This window comes from Streptomyces sp. NPDC005408, from assembly GCF_040606445.1.
Lineage (GTDB): Bacteria > Actinomycetota > Actinomycetes > Streptomycetales > Streptomycetaceae > Streptomyces.
On the sequence record NZ_JBEXEX010000026.1, the window covers coordinates 42,843 to 55,440 of the forward strand.

The window sequence follows — 12,598 nt, forward strand, 5'->3', positions numbered from 1 at the left end:
TCGATGGAGACGTTCTCGCCCCGCCTCCTACAGTGACCTGACCCGATGTCGTCACGGAGAGCGGTCATGCGTGTTCACTACCCCCGTACGCCGCATCTCCCGTGGTCACCAGGGGCGGCGCCGGACGACGTTCGTGCCGGTGAACTGTGGGGGCTGCGCGGCCGTGAGGTCGTGGTCACCGAGAAGCTCGACGGCGAGAACACCACCCTCTATGCCGACGGGCTGCACGCCCGCTCGCTGGATTCGGCGCACCATCCCTCGCGGGCCTGGGTGAAGGCTCTTCAGGGGCGGATCGGCGCGGAGATCCCGCAGGGGTGGAGGGTGTGCGGCGAGAACCTCTACGCGCGGCACTCGATCGCGTACGAGGACCTGGAGAGCTGGTTCTACGGATTCTCGGTCTGGGACGACCACCGTCGCTGCCTGGACTGGGACCGAACGGTCCGTTTCCTGCGGCAGTTGGGCGTTCCCGTGCCGCGGGTGCTGTGGCGGGGCGCCTTCGACGAGCGCGCGCTGCGGGCGCTGCGGCTGGACACCTCCCGTCAGGAGGGCTACGTCGTTCGAACCGTCGAGGGGTTCGGCCCGGAGGAGTTCGGGCAGCGGGTGGCCAAGTGGGTACGCGGCGGCCACGTACAGACCGATACGCACTGGATGCACGCCGCGGTCGTGGAGAACGGGCTGAGCCCGAACGCCGCGCTGTGGGCGGTGCGTTCGGGGGCGGCGCCCGATGCGGAGTCCCTGGCGGCCGCGCTGGGCGTGGCTCCCGGAAACCCGGCCGCCGCGGGAGCGGCAGTCGCCGATGTGTCCGCGAGGCTCGATGCGCTGGAGCGGTCCGGGGACGCCCGGCTGGCGGGCGTACTGGCCGCGCTGCTGCACGGCACGCGCCGGGGCCCGCTCGCCGGCCGGCTGGTGGCCCCGCTGGGCATGCCGCTCGCGCGGCAGGTCGGCGACCTGGTCGGGCTGCACCCGAACCTGCACCGGCCCTGTCCCGACGAGGACCGCCGGACCGGTCTTGTACGGATGTCGTTCGCAGCAGACCTGGGCGTGCTGCACGCCGTTGCCGGAGCGGTGGCGACGGACACCGCGGCGCGCGAGCAGGTCGACTGGTCCGCGCTGTACGCCGAGGACGCCGGACTGCTGGGCGGGGCGGAGGTGCCGGAGGGATTGCGGGAGGCGTTCACCGGCCTGGACACCGAGCCCGCCGACCGCTGTTGGGCCGAGGCGCGGGAAGCGTATGCGCAGGGGCGGATCCGGACCGCCGAGGAGGCCGTCGCTGCGACCTGGCGGTGGCGGACCGGCGACTTCCCCAGGCTGATCCACCTGGTCGGTCCTTCGGGCAGTGGGAAGAGCACGTTCGCTCGCGGCCTGAACGGAGTCGATGCGTACGTATCCCTCGACGAGCTGCGCGAGGAGCGCGGCTCGCGCGCGGACCAGCGCGCCAACGGGGACGTGCTCCGCAGGGGCCTCGACCGGCTCGACTCCGCGCTCGCCGGCGGCGGGACCGTGGTGTGGGACGCCACATCCCTCAACCCGCACCAGCGTTCCCTGGTGCACGCGGTCGCGCACCGTCGCGATGCGCTGACCACGCACGCGGTGGTGCTGGTCGACGAGGAGGAACATGTCCGGCGCAACGCTGTGCGGCCGCATCCAGTGCCGCCGGACGTGCTCACCTCGCAGCTGCACCGGTTCGTCCCGCCCTACCCGGGCCAGGCACATCGCACCTGGTACATCGGGCCGGGCGGAACCGTCGAGGACACCGAAGGCACGGTGGCGTGATGCGTACCAGCGACGAGATCTATCACCGGGTGCGCTGGGACCCGCGGTTCGACCCGGCCCGATTCGTGCTGGGGATCAACCAGCGCGGTGCCGCCCCCAAGCGCGTCCCGCTGCCCGCCTTCGTACCCGGGGGCGACATCCCGTGGCACCGGGTGCTGTTCTTCGAGGCGGACGGCGAGCTGGTCTGGGACCGCGCCACCGGTGTGGACCGTCTCGGCAGCTCCGACGCGGGCCGGGCGCGGGACCCGCGCCTCCTGCGCGCGCCGTTCTTCACGCCCGCAACGCCCCACGTATGGGACCCGGCTGAGGGGTGGCGGCCCGCGGACGGTACATCCCCGGCACCCGTGCCGCCGAGGGCGAGTCTGCGCGTACTGACGTGGAACACGCTGTGGGACCGGTACGACAGCGACCGCATCGACACCGCCCGGCGCAGGCCGCTGCTGCTCGCGGCCCTGGAGGAGGCGGACGCGGACGTCATCGCCCTTCAGGAGGTCGAAACCGGGCTGCTCGCCCAGCTGTTGCAGGCGTCGTGGGTCCGCGCGGGCTACACCCTGGGCACCGACCCGGGCGGCAAGGACGTCGACGACAGCGGTCTGCTGCTGCTCAGCCGACTGCCCGTACGGGAGGCGGGACGGCACGAATTCGGACCGCACAAGGCCGTCACCGCCATCACCGTGGAGAGCGGCTCCGGCCCGCTCGTGGTGGCGGCGACCCATCTGAGCAGCGACCACTCCGACGACGGCGCCGCCCGGCGGGATGCCGAACTGACCAGCCTCGCCGAGGGACTCGGCGGCGTGGACGGCGAGCTGATCCTGCTCGGCGACTTCAACGACGGCAGCGACGGACCGGCTCTCGCGCTGGGGCTGCGGGACGCCTGGACCGAGGTGCACGGGCCCGGCGACCGGACCCCCACCTTCGATCCCGGCGTCAATCCGCTGGCCGCGGTGTCCTCACTGTCCGGCCGGGCATCCCGGCTGGACCGGATCTTCCTTCGGGAGGGGCCGCTGCGGGCGAACCGGGTGTACCTGCGCGGCGACGCGCCTACACCGGACGGGCTGTACATATCGGATCATTACGGAGTGGAAGCAGACCTGACCGTCGGCGGGACCGAGCCCGCCGACGTCCTCGCCGTCGCGCCGACGGCACGCACGGCGGTGGCATGGATCCCGCCCCGGGAGCTGTGGCCGTCGATCCAGCACATCCGCCAGGAACACGACCGGCAGATCCACCGCTGGCCGCCGCACGTCAATCTGCTCTTCGGTTTCGTGCCGGAGTCCGACTTCGAGCGGGCGGCCCCGCTGCTGGCCGAAGCAGCGGCGGAGACCGCGGCGTTCACCGCCCGGCTGGAGGGTGTGCACACCTTCGGTCACCGGGAGGACGCCACGGTCTGGCTCGACCCGGCTGCCGCCGACGCGACGCCATGGGCAGAACTGCGCCGTGCGCTGGAGCAGCGTTTCCCGCTCTGCGGGGGCCGCGCCCGCGGCTTCACCCCGCACCTCTCGCTGGGCCGTACCCGCGATCCGCACCAGCTCGCCGCCCACTGCGCCGACCTGCTCGACGGCATGTCGGCACGAGTGGGGGAGCTGGTACTGCTCTCCCGCCGGGGCGACGAGCCGATGCGGCCGCGGGCCACGATCGCGCTGGGGACGGGTGAGGTGCGGTGGCTGTCCGAGTCGGCCGAAGCCACCGAGTCACCCAAGTCACCCAAGTCCCCCACGTCCCCCGGAGCCGTCATCGCCGAGCCGCTCGCGGACCGGGCCGTGCAGCGCATCTCCGAGGCCCTGGGCGAAGGAGTCGTCCACACCGTCGGATCGCGCCGCATGGGCTGCGAACTGGCGGGCGCGGACCTGGACCTGGTCGCGGCACTGCCGGGCGCCGTCGACATGGCTGACGTCCGGGCGCGGGTGACCGCCGGGCTGCCGGACGCCACCCGGGTACGGGAGGTGACCGGCGCCCGGGTCCCTGGCCTGCGACTGCGCGCCGGTGATCTCGACGTGGACCTGGTCGTGGTCGCGACCGGAGCGATCGCTCCGGCCGAAGCGGTCGCTCGCCGGGCCGAGTTGGGCGAGGCGGCCGCGATCGCGCTGAGTGCGGTGAGCGACGCGGACGCGGTACGGGCCGAGGCCGGCGCCGACCGAGCCGACCCTGAAGCGTTCGCCCGGCTCGCCAGGCAGGTGAAGGCCTGGGCGAGGGCGCGCGGCCTGGACGCGGCCCCCTTCGGTGGACTGCCGGGCCTGGCCTGGTCGGTGCTCGCGGCCCGTACGACACGCGAGGCCACGGGCTCCGCCGACGAGGACCTGCTCGGTGAATTCTTCGGCACCTGGGCCGCCTGGGACTGGCGTGAACCGGTGGGCCTCGCAACTGCCGTTGCGGGACCGCACGCAGCGGTGACCGTCATGACCCCCACGGCGCCGGTCCGCAGCTGCACCGCACAGGTCGGCACCGGCTTCCGGAACCTGCTCACCGACGAGCTCTACCGGGCCTGGACCGTCCTGGAGACGGCCGCGGAGACCGGCTCCGACCCCTGGCCCGAGCTGCTGTCACCGCCGCCCCTGCACCGGCGGCACGCGGCCTGGGCGATCGTGACCGTACGCCCGGGCCCTGCCGAGGAGTTCGAGGAGACCCTCGGCCGCGTCCGGGGCCACCTTCGCGCGCTGCTCACCGCCCTGGAGGACGCGGGGGCGGCGGATGCGCACGCCTGGCCACGCCCGTGCGAGACGGGCCCGGCGTTGGCGCGGTACGCGATCGGCCTCGGCCGTACGCCGCCGGACGCGGCCCGGCTGGCCCAGATCGCGGAAGGGTGGGTCCGGGGCCTGCGCGGGGTCGGCGTCGCGTGGGCGGAGTGCGGTGTGGTGCCGACCCTGCGCTGACCGTTGCAGTGCTCAGACTCGTCGTGCTCCGCAGCGCCGGATGGTACCCGTACCGCTACCGTCGATGACTATGGGCAAGCGGACGATCACCGTGCACCATGTGCGGGCCGTGCTGCGCGGCGCCGAACGGCGTGGCCTCGACACCGTCCCCCTCCTCCGGACCGCCGGCATTCCCCCGCTCCTGCTGGGCGACGACCGCGCCCGCGTGACGCGCGCCCAGTTCGCTCTGCTGTTCCGTGCGCTGTACCGGGCCACCGACGACGAGTTCCTGGGCCTCGGCTCCGCGCCCAGCCGCCCCGGCACCTTCGCGATGATGTGCTACGCCTCGCTGGGCTGCCGCGATCTGGGCGCGGCGATCGAGCGCGGGATCAGGCGGGCCGACGCGAGTTGACCCGAAGTCAGTGAAGCTGAGCTTCCCGGTCAGGACGGAACTTACTCACCGGTCACTACCTTCTCCCCAACTGCCCAGCACCACTGGACCGTTGGGAGAGCCGCAATGCACGTACGTACCCGGGTGCTCGCCGTCCTGGCAGCACTCGCCCTCTCGGCAGCCACCCCCACAGCCTCCGCCGACGGCACGTCCGAGCCCTCGGCAGGTCGCCCCGGCGACATCGTCGGCTCGGCGCCGAGCGCCTTCCATCCCCTGCCCGGCCAGCCCACCAACACCAAGGCCTGGCGCATCGAATACCGCTCCACCACCGCCAAGGGGACCCCGAACGTCGTCTCCGGCACCGTCATCGTCCCCCAGGACGGCCGCACCGGGCCGCGGCCGCTGATCACCTACGCCGTCGGGACGGTCGGCCTGGGCGACAGCTGCGCTCCGAGTTCCGGATTCCCGTACGGCACCACCTTCGAAGCCAATCTCATCCAGCAGCTCACCCTGCGCGGCTGGGCCGTCGCCGTCACCGACTACGAAGGGCTCGGCACCCCCGGCGACCACACCTACACCGTGGGCCGCTCGGCCGGGCAGTCCATGCTCGACGCCGCCCGCGCGGCGATCCGGCTCCCGGCGGCCGGTCTTTCACCGGACTCGCCGGTCGGCATCATGGGCTACTCGCAGGGCGGCCAGGCATCGAGCTGGGCGGCCGAGCTGCACGACTCGTACGCACCGGAACTGAAGGTGAAGGGCACCGCGACCGGCGGCGTCCCCGGCGATCTGATGAAGGTCGCCGACTTCAACAACGGCTCCTACGGCTCGGGCCTGATCTTCATGGCCGCCGCGGGCCAGAACGCGGCCTTCCCCGAGCTGAACCTGGACTCCTACCTCAACCCCGCGGGTAAGGCACTCGTCGACTTCTTCAGGAAGAACTGCGTGGCGATCGACTCGACGGTCGGCTCGTTCAAGAAGATCTCCGACCTCACGGTCAGGAACCCCCTCGACCAGCCGGACTGGCAGCAGCGCCTGCGCGAATCGTCCGTCGGCACGCACGCGCCGGACCGACCGGTGTACCTGTACCACGCGCTGGGCGACGAGCTGATTCCGTATGCGGAGGGCAAGAAAGTCCGGTCGCAGTGGTGCGCCGCAGGCGCGACCGTCCAGTGGAAGACGATCCCGATCGGCGAACACGTCAGCGGCGTGATCACCGAGTCGGTCCCGGCCGCCAACTGGCTCGCGGACCGGTTCGCGGGGAAGCCCACGGGCGGCAACTGCTGAGGCGGCCGCCGTACGCTGGAGGCATGACTGAGCGGAAACCGCCGGGCGTCAGCTTCGAGTCGTGGGTCGACAAGCAGATACGGGACGCCTCGGAGCGCGGAGACTTCAAGGATCTGCCGGGCTTCGGCAAGCCCCTCCCCGACGAGACGGCTCCGTACGACGAACTGTGGTGGGTCAAGGGCAAGATGCACCGCGAGGGCGTTTCCGTCCTGCCGCCGACGCTGGCGCTGCGCAAAGAGGCGGAGGACGCACGGGAGGCGGCGGGGCGGGCGGCGACGGAATCCCAGGTGCGGCGCATTCTGACCGAGGTCAACGAGAAGATCGAAGCGGCGATCCGCAGGCCGCCGGCGGGTCCGCCGCTGGGTATTCACCCGTTCGACGTCGAGGCGGTCGTAGCCGAATGGCGCGCTGCGCGTTAACGCTGGATGTGCGGCTCGGCCGCACATCCAGCCCCGCCGGCGTTTGAGGCGCGGGGTCTGGGGCGGAGCCCCAGTTCGGGAAGGGGCGGGGTGGGGTGGGGTGAAGCCCGCCGCAGGCGACCCGCACCACAGGCGCAACCCGTCAGCGCCGCGCCTGCGGCAACGCCGGAAGTTTCTCGTCGTACAGCCACATCCTGAACAGCCCGTCCAGCGGATGCTCGGAATACCGCTGCGCAAGCGCGATGAACTCCTCCGTCGTCACCACCCCATGCCGGTGCGCCGTCGTCCACTCCCGCATCACCGCCACAAACGCGGCATGCCCGATCACCGTCCGCAGCGCATGCATCGTCAGCCCGCCCCGCTCGTAGAGCCGGTCGTCGAACAGCCGCCGCAAGCCGGGGTCGCCGATCTTGATGTCTTGCCGCATCAGGGCCAGCTTGGCCCGGGACTTGGCCGCGAGGGCCGCGGCCGAGGGCCCGCCCGACACCTCGGACCACAACCACTCGGCGTACTTCGCGAAGCCCTCGTTGAGCCAGATGTGCCGCCAGTCGGCCACGGTCAGGCTGTTGCCGAACCACTGGTGGGCCAGTTCGTGTGCGATCAGGCGCTCGCTGCCGCGCCGCCCGTCGACGTGGTTGGATCCGAAGATCGAAAGACCCTGCGCCTCGACGGGCACGTCCAGTTCCTCGTCCACGACCACGACGGCGTAGTCGTCGAAGGGGTACGGGCCGAAGAGATCCGTGAAGGCGGTCATCATCTGCGGCTGCCGCGCGAAGTCGTGTTCGAAGCGGCCGAGCAGCTCGCGCGGCACGGCGGCGGGCTGGGGCACGCGTCCCGCGTGTGCCACGTCGACCAGTTCGTACGGCCCGATCTGGACGGTCGCGAGATACGTCGCCATCGGCGCGGGCTGCTCGTACACCCAAGTCGTCGTGGAGGCGCTGATCGTACGGGAGGTGAGCGTCCCGTTGGCGACGACGGTGTACGGCGAAGGGGCGGTCACCGCGATCCGGTAGACGGCCTTGTCGCCCGGGCGGTCGTTGCACGGGAACCAGGAGCGGGCGCCGCTCGGCTGGGAGGCCACCAGCGCGCCGTCCTCCAGCTGTTCCCAGCCGAGGTCCCCCCAGTCCCGGGTGCGGACGGGATGGGGGACGCCGGTGTAGCGCACCTCGACGGTGAAGGCGGCCCCCGCGCGCAGCGGCTTGGCGGGCCGTACGCGCAGCTTGTCGGTGCGGTGGGTGTACCGGGCCGGGCGGCCGCCGTCGACGAGGACGCGGTTGATGCGGAACTGGCCGAGGTCCAGGGCGACTTCGGCCAGATCCCGCTCGGCGACGGCGCTGATCCTGGCCCGGCCGGAGAGCCGGCCGGTGTGCGGGCGGTAGTCCAGCTCCAGGTCGTACTCCGTGGTGCGGTAGCCGCTGTCACCGTGCTGCGGCAGGTACGAATCCCTCACCGTCGTGCGCCCTCGCGTTTCTTGCTGTCGTGCGTGTGCCTGTGCCTGTGCGTGTGCCCGAGTCTGAACTACGGCTTCCAGGCCGCGATCGGATTGCCCAGCCAGCGGGTGCCCGCGGGCACCCTCTCCCCACGCATCACCAGCGACGCCGGACCGACCGCGGCGCGGTCGCCGACGACCGAGCCGGGCAGCGCGATGCCGTGCGGGCCCAGCGTCGCGCCGGATCCGAGAACGACATTGTCCATACGCATGATCCGGTCATGGAAGAGGTGCGTCTGAACAACACAGCCACGATTCACACTGGCGCCGCCGCCGACGGTGACAAGATCGGCCTCCGGCAGCCAGTACGTCTCGCACCAGGCGCCGCGGCCTATGCGGGCGCCGAGGAGACGCAGCCACCAATTCATCAGCGGCGTGCCGCCGGTCGCGCCGACCAGCCACGGCACGGCGAGCACCTCGACAAAGGTGTCCGCGAGCTCGTTGCGCCACACGAACGACGACCACAGCGGGTGCTCGACCGTCTTGAAACGGCCTACCAGCAGCCACTTCGCCGCGATCGCGACCAGGCAGGCCGCCAGGCCGCCGACGAGCAGCAGCCCGCCGGTGGAGAGCACAGCGAGGCCCACACCGATGCGGGAGGCCAGCAGCGCGAAGGCCGCGAGCGCGAGCACGGCGAGCGCCACGCCGCACATGACCGGCACGATCCGGCAGACCTCGACGGCCGCGCGCGCCCACACCAGCCGCTTCGGCGGGTCGAAGGTACGGCTCTGGTCGCCCTCTTCGGCCGCCCGCGGCAGCTTCATCGGCGGCATGCCGAGCCAGGAGCTGCCCGCCTTGGCGCGCTTCGGGGTCGAAGACAGCACGCCGACCAGGCCCCGCTTGGGCACGGAACGGCCCGCGGCCGTCATCCCGGAGTTGCCGAGGAAGGCCTTCTTGCCGATCCGCGCCTCGGCGATCCGCAGCCAGCCGCCGCCCAGTTCGTACGAGGCGACCATCGTGTCGTCGGCGAGGAACGCGCCGTCACCCACCGTCGTCATCGCGGGCAGCGCCAGCACGGTGGACACCTCGACCCTGCGGCCCACTTTCATGCCCAGCGCCCGCAGCCACACGGGCGTGAACAGGCTCGCGTACAGCGGGAAGAGATGTACCCGGGCCATGTCCATCAGCCGCTCGGTCGCCCACGCCTGCCAGGCGACGCGGCCGTGGACGGGGTGGTAACCCTCGCGCAGGCCGATGCTCAGCAGCCGCACGCCGGCCAGGACGATCAGTGCGTACGTGACCACGGCGACGACCGTCGCGAGCGGCACGGCGGTCAGGGCCGCGGTCAGCGCCTCACCGAGGCCGGTGCTGCCGCGCACGAACAGGCCGATGACCAGCAGGCCGGGCAGCGCGGCGATCGCGGGCAGCAGCCCGAGAAGCAGCGAGGTCAGCGAATAGACCCCGATCCAGCGGCGCCTGCGCGGCGGACGGCCGTCGGGGAGACGGCGGTTGGCCTTGCCCTTGCGGGACGCGGGCACACCCGACCAGCGCTCGCCCGCCGGGACCGTGCCCGTCACACCCGAACCGGGCGCGATCTCGGCCCGCTTGCCGACCCGCGCACCGGGGAAGAGCGTGCTGCGGGCGCCTACCGTGGCCCCCGCACCGATGCGTACGGAGCCGATGTGCAGCCGGTCGCCGTCGAGCCAGTGCCCGGACAGATCCACCTCGGGCTCGACCGCGCTGCCCTTGCCGAGCCGCAGCATGCCGGTGACCGGCGGCAGGGCATGCAGATCGACGTCCTCGCCGATCCGCACGCCGAGCGCGCGTGCGTAGTACGTGAGCCAGGCGCCGGCGAGGCTGGTCGCGCCGCTCATCTCGGCGAGGCGTTCGGCCGTCCACAGCCGCAGATGTACGCGGCCGCCGCGCGGATACGTGCCGGGGCGCAGGCCGCGCAACAGCAGTCGTGCACCGCCCGCGGCGATCACGATCCGGCCGACCGGGCTGACGAAGAGCAGCCAGCCGAGCGCCACCCACCACCAGGACACGGTCGGCGCCCAGGGCGCGCCGATCACATTGCCGACCGCGGCCGCGACCACGCCCCAGCGCAGCCCGGCCACACCGAACAACGGCAGCATGAGCAGTGTCTGCGCGATTCCGGTGCGCCGCGGCACCGGCTGTACGTCGCGTGCCTCGGTCCCGCCCGCCGTGGACGCCTCCAGCGTCCGGGCGAGCGCGCCGAGGGTCGGGTTCTGGTAGATGTCGCCGACCGAACCGGCGGCGAAGCGCTCACGAATCCGCGACACCAGCTGCGCGGCGGCCAGACTGCCGCCACCGTTCGAGAAGAAGTCGGCGTCGGGCCCGGTCACGGGCGCCCCGAGCAGTTCGGTCCACTGCTCGGCCAGCCACGCCTCGGTCTCGGTGAGCTCGGCCGCCTCCGCGTCCGCGGTGTCCAGGGCGGGCAACGGCCAGGGCAGCGCGGCCCTGTCGACCTTGCCCGAGGTACGAGTGGGGAGGGTGTCCACGACGGCGATGAGCGGCACGAGCGCGGCGGGCAGCTCTGTGCGCAGCCGCGCGACGGCGTCGGCGGAGTCGAAGGGCACGGTGTCGAGGCGCAACGCGTCGCAGACGCTGTCGACGTCGGGCCGGGCGCCGTCGCGCCGCAAGCCGTCGGCGTCCGCCGGGCCGGAGCCGGTGACCGCCTCGGCCCCGGCGTCGGGTACGTCGGCGTCGTCAGCCGGGCCGGAAGCCCCACCGTCCACAGCGGCCGCAGGCCCACTCGGCACCACGTACCCCACCAGCAGTTGATGCCCCGCGCCCGTCGTGCGGACCGCCGCCGCCGCGCCCGCAACCCCGGGGAGCGACTGCAACGCGGCGTCGATCTCGCCGAGTTCGATACGGCGGCCGCCGAGCTTGATCTGCTCGTCCGCGCGGCCGACGAAGAGCAGGCCCTCCTCCTCCGCCTTGACCAGGTCACCGCTGCGGTACGCGCGGTCCCAGCCGAGGGCGGGCAGGGGCGCGTACTTCTCGGCGTCCTTCTCCGCGTCCAGGTAGCGCGCGAGGCCCACGCCGCCGATGACCAGTTCTCCGGTCTCGCCCATGGGCACGACCTCGCCGCGGGCGTCCACGACGGCGAGCTCCCAGCCGTCGAGCGGCAGCCCGATCCGTACCGGCCCTTCGCCGGTCAGCGGCGCGGCGCAGGCGACGACGGTGGCCTCGGTCGGGCCGTAGGTGTTCCAGACCTCACGGCCCGGGACGGCCATGCGCTCCGCCAGCTCGGGCGGGCAGGCCTCGCCGCCGAAGATCAGCAGCCGTACGTCGTCGAGTGCCTCGGCGGGCCAGAGCGCGGCGAGCGTGGGCACCGTCGACACGACGGTGATGCGCTGCTCGACCAGCCAGGGGCCGAGGTCGAGGCCGGTGCGTACGAGGGAGCGGGGGGCGGGCACCAGGCAGGCGCCGTGGCGCCACGCGAGCCACATCTCCTCGCAGGAGGCGTCGAAGGCGACGGAGAGCCCGGCGAGCACCCGGTCGCCGGGGGCGAGCGGCTCCTGGGCCAGGAAGATGCGGGCCTCGGCGTCGACGAACGCGGCGGCGTTGCGGTGGGTGACGGCAACGCCCTTGGGCTTGCCGGTGGAGCCGGAGGTGAAGATGATCCACGCGTCGTCGTCGGGCCCGGGACGGCGGCCGGTGTCGCCGCCGCACGCACCGCGCGGCGTGATCTCACGCCCCGCGCCGATCACGGCGCTCACGGCCGCCTCGGTGAAGACCAGTTCGGCGCGCTCGTCGGGGTCCTCGGCGTCGACCGGGACATACGCGGCGCCTGCGGCGAGCACGGCGAGGATCGAGACGTACAGGTCGGCCGTGCCGGACGGCACGCGTATCCCGACGCGGTCGCCGATGCCTGTTCCGGTGTCGGCGAGCCGCAGTCGCAGCTTCTCGACCTCGTCGATCAGCGCGCGGTAGCTGAGGGGCGCTTCGCCGTCGTCGACGGCGAGTGCGTCCGGGTGACGGCGTGCGCTCTCGTCGAGAATGTCGAGGAGGGTGCGCTCGGACGCGGCGGCGCCGGCGGTGAACAGCGCGGTCGCGGGCGCATCGTCAAGCAGCGGATCGAGGAGAGCCGGAGACTCCGGGGCCATAGTCATACAGCGCACCGATCGTCGGCCGACAGGTCGCTTGGTGCGGGTTCGATCCGGTGGATGTCACGCGGGCTCGTACGCATCTCTCACTCTCCGTAGGTCGTGTCGAGTGCGCTGCGAATCCCCATTCCGCGCACGGCAAACGAGGAGTTTATCCACCGTTCACCCGACTCGCCTGTTGTACGTAGGAGAGGCGACCGGCACCCGCCGACGGGACCGGTCATGGCCCAAGCGGCATAGCCCCTGCTCGGGAGGGTCGCGACCACCGCTCTACCGACGGGTATCCGGAGCGCCCACAGACACGCGACTGTGGCGAAGGG

Annotated in this window: 6 protein-coding genes and 1 pseudogene; 5 read left to right on the top strand and 2 right to left on the bottom strand. The window is 72.6% G+C overall.

Annotated features, from left to right (window positions below; translation table 11 throughout):
* The first annotated feature begins 66 nt into the window (after positions 1-66).
* The 5 genes and pseudogenes from ABZS64_RS23475 (at position 67) to ABZS64_RS23495 (ending at position 6,716) form a co-directional block, all read left to right on the top strand.
* Entirely contained in the window at positions 67-1,773 is a 1,707-nt protein-coding gene (locus ABZS64_RS23475) for an RNA ligase family protein (RefSeq protein ID WP_355832888.1), read from the top strand.
* Entirely contained in the window at positions 1,773-4,643 is a 2,871-nt protein-coding gene (locus tag ABZS64_RS23480; RefSeq protein WP_355832890.1) for a poly(A) polymerase, read from the top strand. Before ABZS64_RS23475 ends, ABZS64_RS23480 begins: the two co-directional genes overlap by 1 nt.
* A gap of 70 nt (positions 4,644-4,713) precedes the next feature.
* Positions 4,714-5,013 (top strand): annotated as a pseudogene (locus tag ABZS64_RS23485) (AraC family transcriptional regulator ligand-binding domain-containing protein); the annotation flags it as partial.
* Between the two features lie 126 nt (positions 5,014-5,139).
* On the top strand, positions 5,140-6,297 hold the full coding sequence (locus tag ABZS64_RS23490; RefSeq protein WP_355832893.1) for a lipase family protein: 1,158 nt from the start codon (positions 5,140-5,142) through the stop codon (positions 6,295-6,297).
* A gap of 23 nt (positions 6,298-6,320) precedes the next feature.
* Positions 6,321-6,716, top strand: a complete 396-nt coding sequence (locus ABZS64_RS23495) for a DUF1992 domain-containing protein (protein ID WP_355832896.1) — start codon at positions 6,321-6,323, stop codon at positions 6,714-6,716.
* Positions 6,717-6,858: 142 nt separating this feature from the next.
* Here the strand turns inward: ABZS64_RS23495 and ABZS64_RS23500 are convergent, their stop codons facing one another.
* Entirely contained in the window at positions 6,859-8,166 is a 1,308-nt protein-coding gene (locus ABZS64_RS23500) for a M1 family metallopeptidase (protein WP_355832899.1), read from the bottom strand.
* A 68-nt stretch (positions 8,167-8,234) separates the two neighbouring features.
* The gene (locus tag ABZS64_RS23505) at positions 8,235-12,284 is read right to left on the bottom strand and encodes a Pls/PosA family non-ribosomal peptide synthetase (RefSeq protein ID WP_355832901.1); all 4,050 of its coding nucleotides are present in this window, start codon (positions 12,282-12,284) and stop codon (positions 8,235-8,237) included.
* Positions 12,285-12,598: the final 314 nt, after the last annotated feature.